A 20,462-nucleotide genomic window follows, 5' to 3' on the forward strand; every position below is an offset into this window, starting at 1 on the left:
GTAGAGCGTGACCTGTTGGCTGGTGACCGCCATACCGTCTCCCTGGTGGGTCAGGACAAGCGGTCAAGCTTAGGGCAACCGGTCAGAATAGTTGTCGTCCACCGGCCAGAGTAATTGTCGCTCTATACCATGAACATGCCAATGAAGAGTAGCAGCAGAAGGATGACCGCCAACACGATCCAGAAGGGTACGGGTAAAGCCCCCAGGAAGTTGGCGATGAGCGTGGGGATTCTCTCAAGCGTCAGGATTCTGGCATAGGTGGATGCGGTCGCAATGATAACCAGAATCATGCCGGAAATGAGGAAGGTAGTTTTCAACATCATGGGAACCTGCGACCACTGTGCTTCCCGATACAAAAGAGCAAGCACCAAGCTATAGGCCACGGCAATACCGGATGCTTCCGTCGGCGTAAAGACGCCCCCATAGATTCCGCCCAATACCACAATGGGCATCAAAAGGGTCCACTTCGCGCGCCAGACTGCCTTCCCTCGCGCGCCCCATTCTGCCCTCGCAACATGGGTGCCATAGCCCTTTTTCTTGCAGATATAGCGGTTGACGAGATAGAGAGATAGCACAATCACCAGGCCGGGAATCAACCCCGCAAGGAAGAGGTCGCCAATGGACGTATTGGTAGTGATGCCATATACGATGAGCGGAATGCTCGGCGGTATGACGATGCCCACACCACCGGCAGTTGCCAGCGTTCCGGCACTAAAACCCCGACCATAGCCTTCGCGAATCATCGCCGGAATCATGATACCACCGATGGCGGCAACCGTTGCCGGCCCCGAGCCGCTCAGCATGGCAAACACGGTGGTTCCCAGCAACGTTACTGCCGGCAAGCCACCGGTAATATGACCGACGAATGCCTTGGCAGCATCGATGAGCCGTTTGGAAAGTCCCCCATGTTCCATGATGACGCCGGATAACACGAAGAGAGGTACTGCCAGGAGGGAGTAGGAGTCTACGGCCCCGAACATGGTCTGTGTGAGGTAGTTGACGGGTACGACTTCAGTCATCATGACCGAGAGCATGGAAGCGATGCCGAGCGCAAAGGCAACGGGCATGCCCAGAATGAGCAGCACGATAAAGCTGATCGCCAGAATGCTGATACCCATGTCTTAATCCGCCTCCGGCTCTGATTGGGGAATAGGGGAAAAAGGGTGGCGAACGATGTCGATGAAGGAATGCACCGTATGCTGGAGAACCCGAAACGACATGAGAGAAAGGCCGAGGGGGAGCCCGACATAAACGAGATACATGGGAATCTGCGAGCCGGGGGACAACTGGCCGGTAATCAACTGTCTTCTTACCATCTCGATGGCAAGCGTGAACATGTAGATGAGAAAGGCCAGCCAAAGCACGAAGATGAAAAGACGGATGAGGCGTTGAACGAATGGCAGCTTTCTGCCGATCAGGTCGACGATCACGTTGAACTTGACATGTCGTTGGTACTTGATGGCATAGCTACCACTCAAGTAGACGAACCAGACGAGCGCATATCGCGCAATCTCTTCCGACCATGATGGTGGACTGTTGAAGATGTAGCGCATCACGACCTGGAAGATCACCAGAGACGCGAACACGACGAGTGCGACCGTGGCCAGATAGGTTTCTATGTGCTCATCCAAATGCGAGTATATCCACTTCCACATGGGGCAGCCATCCACGCTGAGATAACGACGTCAATGTGCCCCTACCCGAGCCTGCAGACTCGGATAGGGGCACGTTTAGACTAATTTACTGAATGGCTTCTAGGAAGGTGGTATTGCCTGCCGCTTCCAGAATGGCCTTGAGCTTGTCGGTATCGACTTCGGAAGCGTACTCCGCATAGAACGGGATGGCCGAATCGATCCAGGCTTGACGCTCTTCATCCGTCAGATCCGTGACCGTACCGCCTGCAGCCTCGATCTCGGCACGAATCTCATCACTCACGGTCTTCTTCAGCGAGCGGATCTTGTCGATCGCCGCGTCGGCTGCCTCCTGAACGATTTCCTGATCCTCTTCGGACAGGCTTTCGAAGAAGTCCTTGTTGATGAGCAGGACTTCCGGGTCATAGATGTGTCGGGTTTCGGTCAGGTAGTCGGCCGGCTCGGTCAGGCGCGCCGAGTAGAGCAGCTCGTAGGGGTTCTCGACACCATCCACGACCCCTTGTTGCAAGGAGGTGAAAACCTCGGGGAAGGAGATGGGCGTGGGGGCAGCACCAATGCTCTCCCAGTAAGCAATGTGCATGGGCACCTGCATGGTACGCAGCTTGACGCCTTCCATATCTTCGGGCACTCGCACCGTACCGTCGGTCATGGCCAAGTTACGGAAACCATTCTCGCCCCAGCCGAGCGCGATCAAGCCGCTGTCGGCCAGGCCAGCCAGCATTTCATCGCCGAGCTCGCTATCCAACACTTCGTGGGCCGTGTCGGCATCTTCGAAGATGAAGGGAAAATCGAAAACCTCGAGTGACTTGTCGAAGTTGGCAAGCACGCCGACCGAAGGCGCTGTCATCTCGATGTCACCGAACTGGGTAGCTTCGATCATCTCACGCTCACCACCAAGCTGACTGTCGGGGTACACCTCAACCGTAATCCGCCCATCGGTTCGCTCGGCCACCTGTTCGGCGAACAGTTCGTAACCCTGGTTTTGCGTGTCACCCGCTGAGATCACATTCCCGAATTTGATGGTGAGGGTATCGCTGGCGAGCAAGCTGCCGGACCAGGCAGTGAGGCCGAAGGCAGCAACGGCTCCAGCGGTGATGAGGTTTTTGGTGCGGATCATACGGCACTCCTGTTGTTGGATCGTCGTGTTGGAGCAACAGAGTAATGGGCTGGTGTGTCGGCGATTATATTCACCGATCGTGCACCCCCAGCACTGTCTTACAGTAACACAATATGCGTCTCCCGCAACTCGCTCGCCGACGACCCGCCGTGAGGCAGCGTTGACGCCCCACGGCGCAATGTGCCAGCCCGGCGAAGCGTCACGTCCCAGCCCTTCCGATGAGGTCCGGCACGCGGCGATGCAAAGTTGCCATACAGTCCGCTCCAACGCAGGAGTCGAAGGAGAAAGGTAGGCTTTTAGGGTCGGATTAGCCGATGGTTTCTTGGACGGTCCAGTGAAAGCCTGGAACACGGAATGGGGCGAGATTAGCCAGACAAAGAAAAAGCCGCTGAAATCAGCGGCTTAATCGATATTCGTGGCGGAGGGGGAGGGATTCGAACCCTCGAAGCCTTTCGACTTACACACTTTCCAGGCGTGCTCCTTCGACCACTCGGACACCCCTCCGTATTGTGGTTCTCACGCCTGGCTGTGAGCGCCTTTGTGCGTCAGAACGGCGCACATGCTATCGACTTAAGTGCGCGATTGCAAGCCGTTTTCCGTGCTGCCGGTCTCATCGGGCAGGCAGCACGGCGTAATCGCCTCGGGCTTCCAGGCAGAGCGTCTCGTCGCACCACAATCGCTGCACGAGGGCGATGCGCCCCTTGCCCCGGGCCTTGAGCTGCTTTTCCAGCAACGCGGGACCGCGCTCGTTTTCCGGCGTACAGATCAGTTGGTAGTCGCCGTTAACCGGGGCGAGAAAGCGTTGGTTGGCTTCAGCCACCACCACGTCGCGGGCATAGCCCAGCGAACGCAGCCACAGCGTGGTCCAGCACCAGCCAAGCAGCGTGGTCTGGGCAGTGAGGGCCCCGCCGAAGCCGGTGCCCTTGTCGTTGAGGTTGGGCCCCAGCGCCACATCCCAGCTCAGGGCGTCGTCTTTCCGCTGCATGGCAAGGATGCCGAGATGCTCGACCAGAGGAATGGCCTCATTCAACCAGCCGAGAAAAGTCGCCATGTCATCCAGTTGCCCGGCTGACGGCAGCGGTAGCCGGGGATGGGGTACGCCGATCTCGCGCATCGCTCAGCACCAGTGATCGACGAAGTCGGAAATTCGGTGCTCGACCGGCGGCTTATGGCGACCACCGAGCTGGCCGAGATAGACGAAGGCGACGATCTCGTCCTCTTCCTCGAGCCCCAGTCCTTTGCGCACGGTGGGGTCGAAGGCGTACTTGCCGCTGCGCCACATGGCGCCCAGCCCCAGGGCGTGAGCGGCCAGGATGATGCCATGGGCGGCGCAGCCGGCGGAAATTACCTGCTCGATCTTCGGCACCTTGGCCACGTCCGGCGTGACCTTGGCGATCACCGCGATGACCATGGGCGCCCGCTGCGGTTTCTTGCGGGCGGCATCCATTACGCTGTCATCGGCATGGGGATCTTCGCGGTACTCCGCCTCGGCGTAGAGCTCGCCCAGGCGCTCGAGCCCCTCCCCGGTGAACTCGATGAAGCGCCACGGCCGCAGCTCGCCGTGATCCGGCGCGCGCAGTGCTGCGCGGTAGATGGCCTCGAGCTGCTCGGGACTCGGCGACGGCCCCATCAGCTTGCCCATGGAACTTCGCTCGTGCAGCAGGTTCATGGCTTCCATGTTGCTCTCCTCTCGGTCTTGTCGAGCACTCTACCCAAGGTGCTACTGACGCGCCAGGCGCAGCGGCTGGGGCGGGCGTTCGCCGGGAGTCGCCCGCCAGGGACTGATGTCCAGCCCACCGCGTCGCACGTAGCGTGCCAGCACCAGCAGCCGTTCGGGCCGAGCACGCGCCATCAGGTCCATGAAGACATGCTCTACGCAGTGCTCATGAAAATCCTGATGCTGGCGATAGCCGATCAGATAGCGCAACAGCCCCTCGCGATCCAGCTTCGGGCCACGATAGCGGATCAGTACGCTGCCCCAGTCGGGCTGGCCGGTGACCGGACAGTTGGACTTGAGCAGATGCGAATGCAGCGTCTCTTCGACGACCTCGTCGCCCACGCCGATCACTTCGGCACTCGGCGTATAGGAAGTCACCTCGATGTCCAGGTCGTCGAGGCACTCGCCCGGCAGTTGCCGGGGCATGAGCGCGTCGTCGTCGACCCCGAACAGCTCGACCGAGACCGACGCGCCAGCCGCCCGACCCAGGTCGCGCTTGAGCGCCTCGAGCACATGCTCGCGGCTGGCGAAACGGCTCTGGTTGAACCCGTTGAGGTAGAGCTTCCACGACTTGGACTCGATCAGATTGGGCGACTCGGCCGGCAGACGGAAACGCGCCACCGCCACCAGCGGCTTGCCCCGGTCGTTTAGCCAGGACACCTCGAAGGCGTGCCACTCGTCCTCGCCGACGAACGGCAGTCGACCTTCTTGGATGCCCAGCGGCATGCGGTTGGCTGCACGGGCAATGGAATAGAGTAGCCCGGCGTCGTAGCGCTCGGGGTAGGCGGATTCACGCCCCAAAGGGGCATGTTCGAGCATATCGGGACGATGCATGGCTAACTCCTGATGCCCTTGCCGCGGCCGAGCATCCACAGAGCGATGGAAAAGAGGATGACGATGAAGGCAACGATGGCTGCCAGCGCCCAGCCTACGGGAATGTCGGAGACCCCCAGGAAACCATGGCGAAAGACGTTGACCATGTAGAGGATCGGATTGAGCAGCGAGACGCCCTGCCAGAAAGGGGGCAGCAGTGAAATGGAATAGAACACCCCGCCCAAATAGGTGAGCGGCGTGAGCACGAAGGTCGGCACGATGGAGACGTCGTCGAACTTGTCGGCGAGCAGCGCGTTGATGAAACCGCCAACGGAGAACAGTGCGGCGGTAAGCACCACCACCCCGACGGTGAGCAGCGGGTGAGCGACGCTCAGCTGGGTGAAAAACATGGATACGATGGTGACGATCAGCCCCACGCCCAGGCCGCGTGCCATGCCGCCCAGTACGAAGCCGCTGAGAATCACCCAGTGGGGCATCGGCGAGACCATCATCTCCTCGACCGAGCGCTGGAACTTGTTGGAAAAGAAGCTCGATGCCACGTTGGAGTAGCTGTTGGTGATCACCGCCATCATGATCAGTCCCGGCACGATGAAGTCCATGTAGGTGAAGCCGTCCATCTCGCCGATGCGCGAACCGATCAGGCTGCCGAAGATGATGAAGTACATGGACATGGTGATCGAGGGTGGCAGCAGTGTCTGCGGCCAGATTCGCGTGAAGCGCTTGATCTCCTTGAGTACCAGCGTCCACAGGGCAATCGCGGTCTGTGTGGCATTCATGTGCGCACCTCCTGCGGCTCCGCCTCGCTCGCCATCGCCGCGCTGCCCCGCTCGACCATGGACACGAACATCTCCTCGAGACGATTGGCACGGTTGCGCATGGAAACGACCTGAATGCCCCTGGCGCTGAGCGTCGAGAAGAGATCGTTGAGCCGCTGGCCACGATGCACCACCACGGAGAGCTGAGCCGGCTCCACGCGGCTCACCTCGAAACCGTCGATGTCCGGCACCGCCTCGACGGGGCGCGCCAGATCGAGCAGGAAGATTTCCGTGTTGAGCTCGGAGAGCAAGTCGCGAACGCTGGTGTTACGCACGATCTCGCCATGGTTGATGATCGCCACCTGGCGGCACAGGCTCTCCGCCTCTTCGAGGTAGTGAGTGGTGAGGATGATGGTGGTGCCCTCCTCGCGGTTGATGCGGCGCATGTATTCCCACATGCTACGGCGCAGCTCGATATCCACTCCCGCAGTGGGCTCGTCGAGGATCAACAGCTTGGGGCGATGCATCAACGCCCGCGCAATCATCAGGCGACGCTTCATGCCGCCAGAGAGCATGCGCGCACTGCCGTTGCGCTTGTCCCACAGCCCCAGATCGGTGAGCAGTTCGCGGGCTCGCGGCAACGCCTCGCGCCTCGGCATGCCATAGTAGCCGGCCTGGGCGAGCATGATGTCGATCACCTTCTCGAACTGGTTGAAGTTGAACTCCTGGGGGACCACGCCCAGATGGTACTTGGCGCGAGCGAAGTCACGGTCGATGTCGATGCCGAAAATCTCGACCTTGCCGGCCGTTTTCTGCACCAGCGAACAGACCACCCCCAGCGTCGTCGATTTGCCGGCACCGTTGGGACCCAGCAGGGCAAAGAAGTCGCCCTGCCCAACATCCAGGTCGATACCCTTCAAAGCATGAAAGCCATTGCCGTAGACCTTGGTCAGCCCACGGATCGACAGCGCCGGTTCAGCCATGCGAACTCCTCGCAACGGGTGGGTCGAAGCGGACATGCCGCAAAGGCATGGAACTATGGGGGCGGGCCTGCACCACTTCAAGCCGGTGCGGCGTTCCGACCGATGCACGCGGGTTTTGCCACTGCACGACGAGGCAGCGACTCACGAGGAGACGACGCATGCATGAGAAGACGACGAGTGGCGTCCCATAGGGGGTTCGAACCCCTGTTACCGCCGTGAAAGGGCGGTGTCCTAGGCCACTAGACGAATGGGACGAAAAGAAGAAGATTGGAGCGGGAAAGGAGATTCGAACTCCCGACCCTCGCCTTGGCAAGGCGATGCTCTACCACTGAGCTATTCCCGCTTGATCGACAGTCTATGCTATCGCTAACGCTACCGGAAGTGGCGTCCCATAGGGGGTTCGAACCCCTGTTACCGCCGTGAAAGGGCGGTGTCCTAGACCACTAGACGAATGGGACGCTGTTGGAGCGGGAAAGGAGATTCGAACTCCCGACCCTCGCCTTGGCAAGGCGATGCTCTACCACTGAGCTATTCCCGCATCCGGCACCTGCTGAAGGAGAGTGGCGTCCCATAGGGGGTTCGAACCCCTGTTACCGCCGTGAAAGGGCGGTGTCCTAGACCACTAGACGAATGGGACGCAGCCGTCTCGCCTCAACGAGGTGGCGCGAATGTTACTCAAGCCCCGGGGGGCTGTCAACTACTCCCATGAACGCCCCGGGGCTGGAAATTACCGCTGCCGACGATGTCTGATGAAAGTGGTGCCAAGACGTGCCGGCAGGACAGCCTGAACCGAGAGGAGAAGAAATCATGCGCAAAAAGGTCGAAAAGAGCGACGCGGAATGGCGTGCCCAACTGACCCCAGAACAGTATCGCGTCACTCGGGAGAGGAGCACCGAGCGCCCCTTCAGTGGCGACTATCGGGTTCATGATGAACAGGGCATCTACCACTGCATCTGCTGTCACGCGCCCCTGTTCGAGAACGAGCACAAGTTCGACGCCGGCTGCGGGTGGCCAAGCTTCGACCGCCCGCTGGGAAAATCCGCTGTCGAGGAGCGCTCCGACGACTCTGCCGGCATGCAGCGTACGGAAGTGGTGTGCGCCCACTGCGATGCTCACTTGGGGCATGTCTTTCCCGACGGCCCACCCGAGACGACGGGACTCCGCTATTGCATCAACTCCGTGGCGCTGGCCTTCCACCCCGGCGAATAACTCTCCGCCCCTGCCCTGAGGCGGCCACCCATCTGCTATGATGGGCGGCCGTCACGTTTAGGCAGGAGAAACCACGCAATGCTCGGCTGGTATCCGGGACACATGAACAAGGCGCGCCGCCAGATCAAGGAGGCGCTGCCGGAAATCGACGTGGCGATCGAGGTGCTCGATGCCCGCCTGCCCTACTCCAGCGCCAATCCCATGCTGGCCGAGCTCACCCGCCACAAACCGGTGCTGAAAATCCTCTCGCGCGCCGACCTGGCCGACCCCCAGCGCACCCGCGAGTGGGTCGCTCATTTCGACGCCCAGGCCGGCATGCGCGCGCTCGCCGTGACCACCACCCAGGCCCGGGAGCTCAAGCGCATCCCCCGGCTGTGCCACGAACTGGCCGGTGCGGTGCGCGCCGACCGCGACGTGCGGGTCATGGTCATGGGCATACCCAACGTGGGCAAGTCGACCCTGATCAATGGCCTGGCCGGCAGAGCCATTGCCAAGACCGGCAACGAGCCGGCGGTGACCAAGCGCCAGCAGAAGGTGCGCATCGCCGGCCGCGTGGCGCTGGTCGACACCCCCGGGGTGCTGTGGCCGAAGATCGAGGACCAGGCCAGCGCCTACCGGCTAGCGGCCAGTGGCGCCATCCGCGACACCGCCATTGACTACGTCGACGTCGCCATGGTCACCGCTGCGGAACTGGCCCATCGTTACGCCGAGGCGCTCAAAGCACGCTACAAGCTGAAGACGCTGCCGACCTACGTACCCCACCCGGAAGCCGAACGAGTCGAGGCCGACGGCCCCGAACGGCCGGACCTGATGGCCCTGGCCGGCTTCGACGGCCACGCCATACTCGCCGAAATCGCCACCAAGCGCGGCGGCCTTCGCCCGGGCGGCGAAGTGGACCTGCACCGCGGCGCCGAGGTACTGCTCCACGAGCTGCGCCACGGCAAGCTGGGCCGGTTGACGCTGGAAACACCGGCGGATATCCCGGCCCCCGACGCCGCGACCGATGACGATGCCTCGGCTACCAGCACATCCGCCTGAGACAACCGGCGCCCTCCGGCGCCACTGGACACCACCGACTTTCGGAATTGCCATGGACACGCCTTCTCCGTTCAGGAAATCGCACAAGCTCGACAACGTCTGCTATGACATCCGCGGCCCCGTCCTCGAACAGGCCAAGCGCCTCGAGGACGAAGGTCAGCGGATCTTGAAGCTCAACATCGGCAACCCCGCGCCGTTCGGCTTCGAGGCGCCGGAGGAGATCCTCCAGGACGTGATGCGCAATCTGCCCACGGCTCAGGGTTACTGCGACTCCAAGGGGCTCTACTCGGCGCGCAAGGCGATCATGCAGGAGTGTCAACGCAAGTCGATTCCCGGCGTCGGCATCGAAGACATCTTCATCGGCAACGGCGTCTCCGAACTGATCGTCATGGCGCTGCAGGCGCTGCTCAACGACGGTGACGAAGTGCTGATCCCCGCGCCCGATTACCCGCTGTGGACCGCCGCCGCCAATCTGTCCGGCGGACGAGCCGTGCACTACCGCTGCGACGAGCAGGCCGACTGGGCACCGGACATGGCCGACGTGCGCGCCAAGGTGACCGGCCACACCCGCGCGCTCGTGCTCATCAACCCCAACAACCCCACCGGCGCCGTCTACCCACCGGAGGTGATCCGCGAGCTGCTGGCCATCGCCCGCGAACACGACCTGGTGGTGTTCTCCGACGAGATCTACGACAAGATTCTCTACGACGCCACCGAGCACGTCTCCACCGGTGCCCTGGCCGACGAGGACCAGTTGGTGGTGACCCTGAACGGTCTGTCCAAGAGCTACCGCTGCGCCGGCTTCCGTTCCGGCTGGATGATTCTCTCCGGTCAGGTGGCCATGCAGCGTGCGGCCGACTTCATCCAGGGCATCAACATGCTCGCCTCGATGCGCCTGTGTGCCAACGTGCCGGCCCAGCACGCCATCCAGACGGCGCTCGGTGGCTACCAGTCGATCAACGACCTGATCCTGCCCGGCGGACGCCTGCTCGCCCAGCGCGACATCACCTTCGACAAGCTCAACGCCATTCCCGGCGTCAGTTGCGTCAAGCCGAAGGGGGCGCTCTACGCCTTTCCGCGGCTCGACCCCAAGGTGTTCAACATCCGCGACGACCAGCAACTGGTGCTCGACCTGCTGCTGCAGGAGAAGATCCTGCTGGTCCAGGGCACCGCCTTCAACTGGCCGGACCCGGACCACGTGCGCATCGTCACCCTGCCGTGGGCCGACCAGCTCGGCGACGCGCTGGACCGCTTCGCGCGGTTCCTGTCGCGCTATCGCCAATGAGCTCGGCAACGGTTCCACATCACGACTTGAAACCCCGCGGCCAAAGCCGTATCTAAGCAACGGCTTGTCGACGCCGCGAGCGGCGCAAACCCTTTGACGATCGACGGAGATATCCCGACATGATGCGCATCCTGCTCTTCCTGGCCACCAACCTGGCGGTACTGCTGGTGGCCAGCATCACCCTGCGCCTGCTGGGCGTGGACAGCTACCTCAGCGACCAGGGCATGAACTTCCAGGGTCTGCTGATCTTCTGCTTCATCTTCGGCATGGCCGGCTCGATGATCTCGCTATTCATCTCCAAGTGGATGGCCAAGCGCAGCACCGGCACGGTGATCATCGAGCAGCCCTCCAACGCCACCGAGAAATGGCTGGTCGACACCGTGGCCGAGCTGGCCCGCGATGCCGGCATCAAGACCCCGGAAGTGGGCATCTTTCCTGCCCAGCAATCCAACGCCTTCGCCACCGGCTGGAACAAGGACGACGCCTTGGTGGCCGTCTCCGCCGGTCTGCTCAACCGCATGAAGCCGGACGAGGTGCGTGCCGTGCTCGCCCACGAGATCGGCCACGTGGCCAACGGCGACATGGTCACCCTGGCGCTGATCCAGGGCGTGGTGAACACCTTCGTGATGTTCTTCGCTCGGGTGGTGGCTCACCTGGTCGACCAGTTCCTGCGGTCGCGCAGCGACGGGGGCGGGGGCCTCGGCTTCATGGGCTATTTCGCGGTGGTGATCGTCGCCGAGATCGTCTTCGGCATCGTCGCCTCGGCCATCGTGGCCTGGTTCTCGCGCTTCCGCGAATACCGCGCCGATGCCGCCGGTGCCAAGCTCGCCGGCTCGGGGGCCATGATCGGCGCCCTGTCACGCCTCAAGGCAGAAGTGGAAATGCCCGACCAGATGCCGGACACGCTGCGCGCCATGGCCATCACCAAGGGTCAGACCCGCTCGCTGATGGAGCGGCTGTTCGCCAGTCATCCGCCGCTGGACGACCGGATTCGGGCGCTGAAGGAAGCCGAATACCGTTGAGGGCTGCGGGCCACAGTCTAACTCGCCCCTCGAAACCCGCAACTCGAAACCCGTGGCTCGTATCTCGTGGCTGGCAACTCAGCCCGGCGCTACGCGAAAGCCGGCACCGGCAAGCAACGGCGTCAGATCTTCGGCGCCCTCGCCCAGCTCGATGCCGAGCGTGGCGAACTCCCGCCTCAGCGGGTAGTTCGCCCGGCAGGCGTCGAAGCCACGTGCCAGGCCCTGGCGGTGCTGCTCACGCAGCAAACGGTCGTGGTCGCGGCGCACGTCGAAGACGGCCCGAGCACAGAGCCGCAACGCCTCCTCCGAGGTGAGCCCACCGCCGAGTTCGAGCCGCCGCAGGGGCGGTGCCGGCAGCAGGTCGTCCAAGGCAAGCCGTGCCGGAAGCCCCAGCCGCTGGCAGAGCGCACGATAGATCTGATGGGTACCGCGCAGCTTGCCATCGAGGCTGTAGCCGGCCACGTGAGGTGTCGCAATGGCGGCCAGGTCGCGCAGAGCCGGGTCGATGGCCGGCTCACCCTCCCACACATCGAGCACCGCCGTGATGTCACCGGGCCCGGCAAGGCGCCCACGCAGTGCCTGACCATCCACGCAATCTCCCCGCCCGGCATTGAGCAGCACCGTCTCCGGCGCCAGCTCCGCAATGCGCCGCGCATCGAGCAGATGGTGGGTGACATGGGGGCCACGATGGATCAGCGGCGTGTGCAGACAAAGCACGTCACAGTCGTCGATCAGTGCCTCCAGGTCCTGGAAGCCGGCAGGCCCTTCCCGCTGTGCACGCGGCGGGTCGCAGGCCAGACACTCGACGCCGAGCGCACGGAGCCGTGCCAGCAAGCGACCGCCCACGTTGCCCACGCCCACGATTCCCACGCGCCGCTCGTCCAGGCGCCAGCCGTGGCGTTCGCCAAGCGTCAGTAGGCTCGAGAGGACGTAATCCACCACGGCTTCGGCATTGCAGCCCGGCGCGCTGGCAAAGTCGATGCCTTGACGACTCAGCAGCGCCTCGTCGACATGATCGGTGCCGATGGTACATGAGCCCACGAAACGCAGCCGGCTGCCTGTCACCAGCGATTCGTCCACTCGCGTGACCGACCGTACCACCAGGGCGTCTGCATCACGCACGGCGCACGCATCGATGTCGCGTCCGGCCAGGCGCACCACGTCGCCCAGCTCTCCAAAGCACGCCTCGGCGGCGGGAACGTTGGCGTCGACGACGATGCGCATCTTCACTCCCATGCGAGTTCCTGGAGAACCACCGCCGGAATGGGCGTATCCGACCAGACGCCCTTCAGGCCCACCTTGTGGATAGCCTGCTGCGGCTTGAGAAAGAGAAAGACGTTGACCGCGTCGTCGGCCAGATGACGCTGCGCCTCGCCCAGCAGCGCGTGACGGGCCGTCTCCTCCTGCTCCGCCTCGATCCGCTCCCACAGTGCCCGAAAATCGGCATCGCGATAGTTGAAGTAGTAATCATCGCGAGCGTAGATATCGATGTCCATGGGCTCGACGTGGGCCACGATGGTCAGGTCGTAATCGTGTTCGCCGAACACCTGATCAAGCCACTGCGGCCAGTCGAGCCGCTCCAGGGCCACCTCGATACCCACCGCCTCGAGATCGGAGGCGATGTACAGGCTAGCGGATTCGGCGTATTGGGTCGGCGGCACCGTCAGGGTCAACGACGCGCCGTCGGCCTGGCCGGCTTCCGCCAAGAGTTCGCGCGCTCGCCCAGGGTCATGAGGATAACGGTCGGCCAGATCGACGTAGGCTGGGTGGCGCGGCGAGAAGTGGCTGCCGATCAACGGTGGGGAGATGGCAGGGTAGATGTCGAGCAGCGCTTCCCGGTCCACGGCATGGGAGAGCGCACGTCGCACACGGCGGTCACCGAAGGGCTGGCGGGCATGGTTGATCGCCAGCAGCACCTCGCCTTCGCTGAAACCGTCCTTGATCCGATAATCGGCGCGGTGGGACAGGGCCATATGCGAGGTGAGGCTGCTGGCATCGGGATAGAGGTCGATCAACCCTTCGGCAAGTCCACCTTCCAGCTCCAGACGATTGCCGGTGTAGGTGAAAGTGGCATGCTTGATGGCCGGAGCCTGGCCCCAGTAGTCGGCAAAGGCCGCCAGGCGAACGCCCGAGCCACGCTCCCAGCCCTGGAACACGTAGGGCCCGGTGCCCACCGGCCGAGTCACGTTGGTATGAACGCTGTCGGGGTGCACCATCACGGCAGCGGAGAGCCCCAGCCGAAACGGCAGCAGGCTGTTGGGTTGCGAGAGATGCAGAACGAGCTCGTGGGAGCCGGCGACCTCCACCTCGCGAATCGCTTGATAGAGCAACCGCTGTGGGTTGCCGGAATCCTCGCTCAACAACCGCCGCAGGCTATAGGCCGCCACCTCGGCATCGAAACGACGTCCATCGTGGAAACGCACCCCCTGGCGTAGCCAGAAGCGATAGCGCAGCCCATCCTCGGACACTTGCCAGCGCTGTGCCAGGCCGGGTTGAACGTCGCCGTGGCGGTCGATGCGAGTCAGCCCCTGGAAGACATTGCGGTGGACCGTCTCGGCGGTGGTGGCCGAAGCCGTGCGCGTGGGATCCAGGTGTGGCGGCTCGAGCTGCAGATCGACCCGCAGGCTCTGCTGCGCCACCGTCACGTCCGCGAAGCTCATCAGCCCAGCCAGCAGCAGTGGCGTCATCGCCGCGATTCGTTTACCCATCGCTGTCTTCCTCGCTATCGGACTGGCGCAGCGGTCGAATCACCACGCGGTTTCGGCCGCAACGCTTGGCCTCGTAGAGCGCCTCGTCGGCCGCTTTGAGGCAGCGGCTGAATGCCGCGTCGGGAATCTTCTGCGCCACCCCGAAACTGACCGTCACCCACAGCGTCACACCATCGACCTGGACGGCGGCATCCATGAGGGTATGGCGTATGGCATCGAGCATCGGCGCCACCGCAGCCGCCGAACATCCCGGCACGAGCGCCACGAACTCCTCGCCGCCATAGCGGGCCAGCAATGCCGAATCCGGCAGCCCCCTGCTCAGCTGGTGGGCCACCATGCGGATCACCTGATCTCCCGCATCGTGGCCATGATTGTCGTTGATGCGCTTGAAATGGTCGATATCGACCATGACCACGCTGTAGAGCTCGCTGTCCAGAGTCTGCTGACGCTCATTGATGGCACGCTCGAAATGGTGGCGATTGTAGAGATGGGTCAAGGCATCGTGACTGGCCATGAAGTCGAGCTCGCGGTTCATCGCCAGGATGCGTCGCTCGTTGTCGCTGATATTGTGCATGTAACGCTGAATGGAGCTCGCCATGCGGGCGATTTCGTCATTGCCGCTGACATCGAGCTCCTCAGGCGCTGGCCGCTCGCGACTGATGGCCCGATGCAGTCGCAACACCCGATACACCACCGACCGGCTGACGTAGAACACCGTCACCAGCAGTACCAGCATCGCCACCCCGGCAAAGCCGGCAAGCAAGCGCTCGCGCTGGCCTATCTCCTCGTTGAGCCGGTTCACCGAAGACTCGAGCTGCGAACGGATATGATTGACGTGATACCCCACGGCCACGCCCAGCTTCATCGACAACGCACGGTTGGTGCGCATCTGCTCGGCAATGCGCTCCTCGAGATGATACAGCCGCACCACGCTGTCTTCGTCGTGGGGGCCGCGACTCAGGCGCAGCGCCTGGGTGTCGATGCGGCGCTGTACCAGCGCATCCAGCGCATCGAAGCTGTCGACCAGGTCGGCCAGCGTAGCCTCGAGTTCGGCAAACGAGCCTTGCGTCGCGGGTGACGCTTCCAGCTCCGCGAGCAGTTCGCGAATCCATTCCTCACGGTCGCTGATCTCGAACATCGCCTGGCGGCGACCGAAGTGATCGTCCGCCAGCAACAGCAGAGCGCCGCTTCCTACCATGCTCTCGCTCTGCTGTTTCAAGCGGCTGGCCGTCATCAGGGCCCGGGTCGACTCATCGGACAGTCGCGACAATGCCTGGCGATACTCGCCGAACGACATCAGCGCCAAGCCGATGGTCGAGAGTATTACCAACGTCAGCAGCCCCGTCAGCACCGCCAGCCTGACGGTCAGCCCGAACCCCTTTCTCATGTCACATCCTGTGCCCGAGAGCGTGGCGGACGAACCGTGCCCGCCAAAGCCGGCCAGCCACCCCGATGAGCTCCGATGGCCCGCTTGTCCGGCAGAACGAGTGCATTACAATAGTCCCATCTATTATCGGCCGCCAAAGCGGCAACTTGATGGCTGAGGCCGGGAGTACGCGTGATCGTCCGCTGGGAAAGTGACCATGACTACGTGCTGGTGCACATCCACCAGGACATGTTCGGCGACTGGATATTCAGTCGCGCCTGGGGGCAGATCGGCACCCAGTTCGGCGGGCTGAAGCATCAGTTGGCCGACGACCACGCTCAGGCCATGATGTGGCTCGCCGACGAGACCACCATCCAGACCTCGCGGGGCCTGCGCAAGGTACTGGAAGCCGAGGACCACAGTGCCGAAGGCCGTGAAGCGGTCGGTCAGCTCTCGCTGCTCGACACCCTTTAGCGCCGATAGCCGAGCAGATCCCATCCACATGGCCAGTGGCGAAGGGTTTTTCTTACAGCTCGAGGCTTATAGCTCATGGCTCCCGGCGAAGCCGGGTCAGCCCAGGTAGCGTCGCCCATCACGCAGGACGGCACCGCGCGCCCTGCCGGGTGCCGTTTCGCCAGGGTACTGCAGCCGTGCCCAGGCCGCTTCGTCCAATCGCTCGCGCGCTCCCAGCCAGGCTGCCAAGCGCCCTGGCTCGAAGCCACGATCGAGCTCTTCTCCCTGGGCATCCACCAATACCGGAATGCGCACCCCATAGCGAGCCAGCAACGCTTCGTCCTCGCTGATCTCAACCTTGTCCAGCCGATACTCGCCGTCGTGCAGTGTCGCCAGCAGCGCCTCGAGCCGCTCGCAAAGATGGCAGCCCAGAGTGGTGTATAACGTCAGGCGGGTCATTCGGCCTCCCGGTGGCGAATCACGAACACGTGGTGCAGGTCCGGGTTACGATGGAAGTCGGGGTCGAACGTCCGGGCCGAAATGTCCTGCGCTGCATAGCGCTCCGCCAGGGCATCATCGAGGCGAAAGCGGCGCTGATTGTTGGAGAACACCAGGGTGCCGCCAGGCGCCAGGCGCGCCATGGCCAGGTCGACGAGCCGACCATGATCGCGTTGCACATCCAGGGTGCCCGTCATCTTCTTGGAGTTCGAGAAGGTCGGCGGGTCGAGAAAGATCAGGTCGAACTCGGCGTGGGCCGTCTCCAGCCAGCGCAGGCAATCATCGCGCACCACCCGATGACGCGACGGGTCGAGCTCGTTGAGGGCGAAGTTGTCGCGTGCCCACGCCAGGTAGGTGTTGGAGAGATCCACGCTCACGCTCTCCGCGGCTCCCGACACCGCCTGGGTGCCCAGCGCCGCTTGCACGGTGGCTGCGGCGGTGTAGCAGAAGAGATTGAGGAAACGCCCCCCGGCGGCCATTTCAGCGAGCATGCGGCGTACCGGACGATGGTCGAGAAACAGCCCGGTATCCAGATAATCGTGAAGGTTGACCCACAGCTGGGCCCGGCCCTCCTGCACCACGAATCGCTCACCGCTGTCACCCTGCTTGCGATACTGGTCGCGGCCGCTCTGGCGCTCGCGCCGCTTGACCACGACGTGACTCGGATCGACCTCGAGCACCTCGGGCACCACCGCCAGCGCATCGAACAAGCGCTTCTGGGCTTGCGCCGGGTTCACCGAGCGCGGCGGCGCGTACTCCTGAACGTGCACGCGGTCGCCGTAGACGTCGATGGCCATGGCATACTCCGGCATGTCGGCATCGTAGAGCCGATAACAGGTTTCGCCGGAGCGGCGCAACCACTTGGCCAGTCGCTTGCGGTTCTTCACCAAGCGGTTGGCGAACATTTGCGCCCCTTCGCCGCGGATCGGACGCTCGGTCGCGGTCGCGGTGCTCTCATGGGCCTGATTCTCGACGGGCACGTCCAGCAACAGCAGCTTGGCCTCCAGCGGGCCGTTGTTCAACGCGTATTGCTTGTCGGCGCGCAGGCCGAGTCGATGTCCCAGGTCCGGGTTGGCGGTGAACACCGCCAGCCGCCAGCCGGGAAAGGCGCGCCGCACGCCCTCCCCCAGTTCGGCGTAGAGACTCACCAGTTCGGGCAACTCGCCGAGACGCTCGCCGTAGGGCGGGTTGGTGATCACCAGGCCACGCGCCGTCTCGTCCAACGCCTCCGGGCGCCGCAACTGGCCAAGCGAAGCGCCGTGGAAAGCGATCAAGGCGGGGATGCCGGCGCGCATGGCATTGGCCTTGGCCGCGGCGAGGGCCGGCGGGCTCTGGTCGAAGCCGAACAAGCGCGCCCGGCAGCGCTTGCGCCCGATGCGAGCCCGCGCCACGGCCTCACGCTTGAGTTCATGCCACTGAGCCGCATCATGGCCGGCCCAGCCATGCAGGCCAAACCGCTCGCGGTTCAAATTGGGGGCCATATCCGCCGCCATCAGCGCCCCCTCGATCAGCAGCGTGCCGGCCCCGCACAGCGGGTCGACCAACGCCTCGCCGGCATGCGCACGTGCCGGCCAGCCAGCACGAATCAACAGCGCCGCGGCCAGGTTTTCCTTGAGCGGCGCATGACCCACATCGCGCCGATAGCCGCGACGATGCAGGCTGTCGCCTGACAGATCCACGCCCAGGGTCAACCGCCCACGGTGAAGGTGAGCGTAGAGACGCAGATCCGGCTGTTTGAGCTCCACCCGGGGACGCGCCTGGCCGGCTGCCTGAACGGAATCGACGACACCGTCCTTGACGATCTGGGCGCCGAAACGGGTATGCCGGATGTGCTCGCTACGCCCGTGAAAATCTACCGCCAGGGTGCTGCCGGGACTCAGGTGCCGCGTCCAGTCGACAGCGGCCACAGCCTGGCGCAGGGTGTCGGGCTGTACGATGCCTTCCTCGCGAACGATGCACAGCACGATGCGATTGGCCAGCCGCGACCACAGGCAGGCTCGGTAGGCACCAGCCAGATCGGCGTGGAAGTACACGCCGGCCACGGTGCTCTTCTGCGGCTCGCCACCGAACTCGCGCAGCTCGTCGGCCAGCAAGACTTCGATCCCGCGGGGGCAGGTCGCCAAGAAGGTGGAGGGTGAGGTAGGCGTTTCGTTCATGATTCTCGTGCCGGCGGCTGACGCCGCACATATTCCTTTTATGGCATTTCAATGGCGATCTTATGACGAAACATAGGTCGACAGTCGCCACCATGATGCGCTATGAATGAAGTAGTAGCTACTGTCAGGACGCATGCGCTCTGTTGGCGAGCCAAGAGCTCGCTACCACTCGCTCGGCCGTGGAAAACGTCTTCCCACCGCCGAGGGCGTGGCACGCCGGGCTCCACGACGCCGTGCAGCCCAAATTGGTACCTTGACAAGAGGTCATCCGATGAAAAGACAGAAACGTGATCGGTTCCAGCGCGCCTATCTGCATGGCTACAAAGCGGGTATCTCGGGGCGCTCCCGCGACGACTGTCCCAGTCAGGATGTCAACATACGCGAGTATTGGATGAGCGGTTGGCGTGAAGGCCGTGGGGATCAGTGGGCCGGGATGACCGGTGTCTCCGGCATTCACAAGAACCCCATGGTCATTTGACCTTCCACTTTCGTTACACCCAATCGTTCGTCTTGTGAGCCGACACGTCGGCTTCATCTCAGCCAAGCCCATGACTGCGGTCATGGGCTTTCTTCTTGCCCCATGGGGGGCGCCAAAGCCTCACCGGACAGTGTCGCCGCCTGCAATGCCCTGGCGCACTCTGCCACCAGTGCCGGCCCGCGATAGATGAACCCCGAATAGAGCTGTACCAGATCGGCTCCCGCTTCGCGCTTGGCGATCGCCGCCTCGCCGCTGTCGATGCCGCCCACGCCGATGATCGGAAGCCGGGGCAGGTGGCGGCGCAGCTCGCGGACCACTGCGTTGGAAGCCTCGAACACCGGGCGACCGGAGAGCCCGCCCGCCTCGTCGGCGTGGGGCAGACCGGCCACTCCCTCGCGCGACACCGTGGTATTGGTGGCAATCACCGCATCGATGCCGTTGTCGGCGATGCGGCGCGCCACCAGCGCCACCTCCTCGGTCAGCATATCGGGGGCGATCTTCACCGCCAACGGCACCCGCCGCCCACTCTGGCGATCGAGTCGCGTACCGGCTTCGCGCAGCGTGCCCAGCAGCGCATCCAGGTGCTCGCCGAACTGCAGGTCGCGCAGCCCCGGCGTGTTGGGCGAGGAAACGTTGACGGTGACGTAGTGGGCATGGGCATGCACCTTTTCCAAGCAAGACAGGTAGTCATCGACGGCCCGCTCCACCGGGGTAGCCAGATTCTTGCCGATGTTGATGCCGATCACGCCATCGAAGCGGCTCGCTCTCACCCGCGCCACCAGATGATCGACCCCGGCATTGTTGAAGCCCATGCGATTGATGATGCCGCCCACCTCGGGCAGGCGGAACAAGCGTGGCTTGGGGTTGCCCGGCTGAGGCTTGGGCGTCACGGTGCCCACTTCGACGAAGCCGAACCCCAGCGCCCCCAGGGCGTCCAGGTGGTCGGCATTCTTGTCGAGGCCGGCGGCGAGCCCCACCCGGTTGGGAAAACGCAACCCCATGAGTTCCACCGGATCGTCGATGCGCTCGCCGGCCAGGCGCGGGGCCAGCCCCAGGCGACACGCTGCGTCGAGACCGCGCAAGGCGATGCCGTGAGCCGTCTCGGCATCCAGGCGAAACAGCAGCGAGCGAGCAAGGGCATACATGGGCATCTCCGAACGGCAGCGAAACGAGCGGGCGGGAGTATAGCAG

20 protein-coding genes and 6 tRNA genes are annotated in these 20,462 nt (G+C 63.5%); 6 read left to right on the top strand and 20 right to left on the bottom strand.

Going from position 1 to position 20,462, the window contains the following annotated elements:
- Positions 1 to 122 precede the first annotated feature (122 nt).
- The 14 genes from GFD32_RS04490 to GFD32_RS04555 all read right to left on the bottom strand — a co-directional run bounded on the left by GFD32_RS04490 (position 123) and on the right by GFD32_RS04555 (position 7,695).
- Positions 123 to 1,118, bottom strand: coding sequence for a TRAP transporter large permease (locus GFD32_RS04490; protein ID WP_163575375.1), 996 nt, complete (start codon positions 1,116 to 1,118; stop codon positions 123 to 125).
- 3 nt (positions 1,119 to 1,121) lie between these two features.
- Positions 1,122 to 1,655 carry a TRAP transporter small permease gene (locus GFD32_RS04495; protein ID WP_163575376.1) on the bottom strand — a complete coding sequence of 178 codons (534 nt, stop codon included), beginning with the start codon at positions 1,653 to 1,655 and terminating at the stop codon, positions 1,122 to 1,124.
- A gap of 85 nt (positions 1,656 to 1,740) precedes the next feature.
- Positions 1,741 to 2,769 (bottom strand): TRAP transporter substrate-binding protein, encoded by a 1,029-nt coding sequence (locus GFD32_RS04500; RefSeq protein ID WP_163575377.1) that lies wholly within the window; start codon positions 2,767 to 2,769, stop codon positions 1,741 to 1,743.
- Positions 2,770 to 3,185: 416 nt separating this feature from the next.
- Positions 3,186 to 3,273, bottom strand: a tRNA-Ser gene (locus GFD32_RS04505).
- Positions 3,274 to 3,379: 106 nt separating this feature from the next.
- The gene (locus GFD32_RS04510) at positions 3,380 to 3,883 is read right to left on the bottom strand and encodes a YiiD C-terminal domain-containing protein (protein ID WP_163575378.1); all 504 of its coding nucleotides are present in this window, start codon (positions 3,881 to 3,883) and stop codon (positions 3,380 to 3,382) included.
- 3 nt (positions 3,884 to 3,886) lie between these two features.
- Positions 3,887 to 4,447: a nitroreductase family protein gene (locus tag GFD32_RS04515; protein WP_163575379.1), complete on the bottom strand. Its 561-nt coding sequence runs from the start codon at positions 4,445 to 4,447 to the stop codon at positions 3,887 to 3,889.
- A 42-nt stretch (positions 4,448 to 4,489) separates the two neighbouring features.
- On the bottom strand, positions 4,490 to 5,320 hold the full coding sequence (gene queF, locus GFD32_RS04520) for an NADPH-dependent 7-cyano-7-deazaguanine reductase QueF (RefSeq protein WP_163575380.1): 831 nt from the start codon (positions 5,318 to 5,320) through the stop codon (positions 4,490 to 4,492).
- Between the two features lie 2 nt (positions 5,321 to 5,322).
- Positions 5,323 to 6,096 (bottom strand): ABC transporter permease, encoded by a 774-nt coding sequence (locus GFD32_RS04525; RefSeq protein ID WP_163575381.1) that lies wholly within the window; start codon positions 6,094 to 6,096, stop codon positions 5,323 to 5,325.
- Positions 6,093 to 7,058 (bottom strand): ABC transporter ATP-binding protein, encoded by a 966-nt coding sequence (locus tag GFD32_RS04530; RefSeq protein WP_163575382.1) that lies wholly within the window; start codon positions 7,056 to 7,058, stop codon positions 6,093 to 6,095. The genes GFD32_RS04525 and GFD32_RS04530 overlap by 4 nt, the downstream gene beginning before the upstream one ends.
- Before the next feature lie 178 nt (positions 7,059 to 7,236).
- Positions 7,237 to 7,312, bottom strand: a tRNA-Glu gene (locus tag GFD32_RS04535).
- Between the two features lie 14 nt (positions 7,313 to 7,326).
- Positions 7,327 to 7,401 (bottom strand) — tRNA-Gly (locus tag GFD32_RS04540).
- A 39-nt stretch (positions 7,402 to 7,440) separates the two neighbouring features.
- Positions 7,441 to 7,516, bottom strand: a tRNA-Glu gene (locus GFD32_RS04545).
- 5 nt (positions 7,517 to 7,521) lie between these two features.
- Positions 7,522 to 7,596, bottom strand: a tRNA-Gly gene (locus GFD32_RS04550).
- Positions 7,597 to 7,619: 23 nt separating this feature from the next.
- Positions 7,620 to 7,695: transfer RNA gene (locus GFD32_RS04555), tRNA-Glu, on the bottom strand.
- A 170-nt stretch (positions 7,696 to 7,865) separates the two neighbouring features.
- Between GFD32_RS04555 and msrB the strand changes: the two genes are divergently transcribed.
- The 4 genes from msrB to htpX all read left to right on the top strand — a co-directional run bounded on the left by msrB (position 7,866) and on the right by htpX (position 11,612).
- Positions 7,866 to 8,267 carry a peptide-methionine (R)-S-oxide reductase MsrB gene (gene msrB / locus GFD32_RS04560; RefSeq protein WP_163575383.1) on the top strand — a complete coding sequence of 134 codons (402 nt, stop codon included), beginning with the start codon at positions 7,866 to 7,868 and terminating at the stop codon, positions 8,265 to 8,267.
- A gap of 78 nt (positions 8,268 to 8,345) precedes the next feature.
- Positions 8,346 to 9,305 (top strand): ribosome biogenesis GTPase YlqF, encoded by a 960-nt coding sequence (gene ylqF, locus GFD32_RS04565; RefSeq protein WP_163575384.1) that lies wholly within the window; start codon positions 8,346 to 8,348, stop codon positions 9,303 to 9,305.
- Positions 9,306 to 9,357: 52 nt separating this feature from the next.
- Positions 9,358 to 10,590 carry a pyridoxal phosphate-dependent aminotransferase gene (locus tag GFD32_RS04570; RefSeq protein WP_163575385.1) on the top strand — a complete coding sequence of 411 codons (1,233 nt, stop codon included), beginning with the start codon at positions 9,358 to 9,360 and terminating at the stop codon, positions 10,588 to 10,590.
- Between the two features lie 119 nt (positions 10,591 to 10,709).
- Positions 10,710 to 11,612 (top strand): protease HtpX, encoded by a 903-nt coding sequence (gene htpX / locus GFD32_RS04575; RefSeq protein ID WP_163575386.1) that lies wholly within the window; start codon positions 10,710 to 10,712, stop codon positions 11,610 to 11,612.
- Positions 11,613 to 11,690: 78 nt separating this feature from the next.
- On the opposite strand, the gene pdxB is transcribed toward htpX, so the two are convergent.
- From pdxB to GFD32_RS04590, 3 genes are read right to left on the bottom strand one after another with little or no spacing between them, the layout of a single operon-like run.
- Entirely contained in the window at positions 11,691 to 12,836 is a 1,146-nt protein-coding gene (gene pdxB / locus GFD32_RS04580; RefSeq protein WP_163575430.1) for a 4-phosphoerythronate dehydrogenase PdxB, read from the bottom strand.
- Between the two features lie 2 nt (positions 12,837 to 12,838).
- Positions 12,839 to 14,320, bottom strand: coding sequence for an ABC transporter substrate-binding protein (locus tag GFD32_RS04585; protein WP_163575387.1), 1,482 nt, complete (start codon positions 14,318 to 14,320; stop codon positions 12,839 to 12,841).
- On the bottom strand, positions 14,313 to 15,707 hold the full coding sequence (locus GFD32_RS04590) for a GGDEF domain-containing protein (RefSeq protein WP_163575388.1): 1,395 nt from the start codon (positions 15,705 to 15,707) through the stop codon (positions 14,313 to 14,315). The genes GFD32_RS04585 and GFD32_RS04590 overlap by 8 nt, the downstream gene beginning before the upstream one ends.
- 171 nt (positions 15,708 to 15,878) lie before the next feature.
- Between GFD32_RS04590 and GFD32_RS04595 the strand changes: the two genes are divergently transcribed.
- A complete protein-coding gene (locus GFD32_RS04595; RefSeq protein ID WP_163575389.1) occupies positions 15,879 to 16,160 on the top strand; it encodes a hypothetical protein in 282 nt (93 codons plus the stop codon).
- A gap of 96 nt (positions 16,161 to 16,256) precedes the next feature.
- Here GFD32_RS04595 and GFD32_RS04600 read toward each other — a convergent pair whose 3' ends face one another.
- The gene (locus GFD32_RS04600; RefSeq protein ID WP_163575390.1) at positions 16,257 to 16,598 is read right to left on the bottom strand and encodes a glutaredoxin family protein; all 342 of its coding nucleotides are present in this window, start codon (positions 16,596 to 16,598) and stop codon (positions 16,257 to 16,259) included.
- A complete protein-coding gene (rlmKL, locus tag GFD32_RS04605) occupies positions 16,595 to 18,793 on the bottom strand; it encodes a bifunctional 23S rRNA (guanine(2069)-N(7))-methyltransferase RlmK/23S rRNA (guanine(2445)-N(2))-methyltransferase RlmL (protein WP_163575391.1) in 2,199 nt (732 codons plus the stop codon). Before rlmKL ends, GFD32_RS04600 begins: the two co-directional genes overlap by 4 nt.
- A 271-nt stretch (positions 18,794 to 19,064) precedes the next feature.
- Between rlmKL and rmf the strand changes: the two genes are divergently transcribed.
- Entirely contained in the window at positions 19,065 to 19,271 is a 207-nt protein-coding gene (gene rmf, locus GFD32_RS04610) for a ribosome modulation factor (protein WP_089682073.1), read from the top strand.
- Positions 19,272 to 19,351: 80 nt separating this feature from the next.
- Here rmf and GFD32_RS04615 read toward each other — a convergent pair whose 3' ends face one another.
- Positions 19,352 to 20,416, bottom strand: coding sequence for a quinone-dependent dihydroorotate dehydrogenase (locus tag GFD32_RS04615; protein WP_163575392.1), 1,065 nt, complete (start codon positions 20,414 to 20,416; stop codon positions 19,352 to 19,354).
- Positions 20,417 to 20,462 lie beyond the last annotated feature (46 nt).

Origin of the sequence: Halomonas faecis (genome assembly GCF_010993975.1) — a bacterium.
Lineage (GTDB): Bacteria > Pseudomonadota > Gammaproteobacteria > Pseudomonadales > Halomonadaceae > Halomonas > Halomonas faecis.

Bases quoted from the DNA above. Each gene is read 5' to 3' on its own strand.
- GFD32_RS04490 (WP_163575375.1), bottom strand. From the start codon at position 1,118: ATGGGTATCAGCATTCTGGCGATCAGCTTTATCGTGCTGCTCATTCTG.
- GFD32_RS04495 (WP_163575376.1), bottom strand. From the start codon at position 1,655: ATGTGGAAGTGGATATACTCGCATTTGGATGAGCACATAGAAACCTAT.
- GFD32_RS04500 (WP_163575377.1), bottom strand. From the start codon at position 2,769: ATGATCCGCACCAAAAACCTCATCACCGCTGGAGCCGTTGCTGCCTTC.
- GFD32_RS04510 (WP_163575378.1), bottom strand. From the start codon at position 3,883: ATGCGCGAGATCGGCGTACCCCATCCCCGGCTACCGCTGCCGTCAGCC.
- GFD32_RS04515 (WP_163575379.1), bottom strand. From the start codon at position 4,447: ATGGAAGCCATGAACCTGCTGCACGAGCGAAGTTCCATGGGCAAGCTG.
- queF (WP_163575380.1), bottom strand. From the start codon at position 5,320: ATGCATCGTCCCGATATGCTCGAACATGCCCCTTTGGGGCGTGAATCC.
- GFD32_RS04525 (WP_163575381.1), bottom strand. From the start codon at position 6,096: ATGAATGCCACACAGACCGCGATTGCCCTGTGGACGCTGGTACTCAAG.
- GFD32_RS04530 (WP_163575382.1), bottom strand. From the start codon at position 7,058: ATGGCTGAACCGGCGCTGTCGATCCGTGGGCTGACCAAGGTCTACGGC.
- msrB (WP_163575383.1), top strand. From the start codon at position 7,866: ATGCGCAAAAAGGTCGAAAAGAGCGACGCGGAATGGCGTGCCCAACTG.
- ylqF (WP_163575384.1), top strand. From the start codon at position 8,346: ATGCTCGGCTGGTATCCGGGACACATGAACAAGGCGCGCCGCCAGATC.
- GFD32_RS04570 (WP_163575385.1), top strand. From the start codon at position 9,358: ATGGACACGCCTTCTCCGTTCAGGAAATCGCACAAGCTCGACAACGTC.
- htpX (WP_163575386.1), top strand. From the start codon at position 10,710: ATGATGCGCATCCTGCTCTTCCTGGCCACCAACCTGGCGGTACTGCTG.
- pdxB (WP_163575430.1), bottom strand. From the start codon at position 12,836: ATGCGCATCGTCGTCGACGCCAACGTTCCCGCCGCCGAGGCGTGCTTT.
- GFD32_RS04585 (WP_163575387.1), bottom strand. From the start codon at position 14,320: ATGGGTAAACGAATCGCGGCGATGACGCCACTGCTGCTGGCTGGGCTG.
- GFD32_RS04590 (WP_163575388.1), bottom strand. From the start codon at position 15,707: ATGAGAAAGGGGTTCGGGCTGACCGTCAGGCTGGCGGTGCTGACGGGG.
- GFD32_RS04600 (WP_163575390.1), bottom strand. From the start codon at position 16,598: ATGACCCGCCTGACGTTATACACCACTCTGGGCTGCCATCTTTGCGAG.
- rlmKL (WP_163575391.1), bottom strand. From the start codon at position 18,793: ATGAACGAAACGCCTACCTCACCCTCCACCTTCTTGGCGACCTGCCCC.
- rmf (WP_089682073.1), top strand. From the start codon at position 19,065: ATGAAAAGACAGAAACGTGATCGGTTCCAGCGCGCCTATCTGCATGGC.
- GFD32_RS04615 (WP_163575392.1), bottom strand. From the start codon at position 20,416: ATGTATGCCCTTGCTCGCTCGCTGCTGTTTCGCCTGGATGCCGAGACG.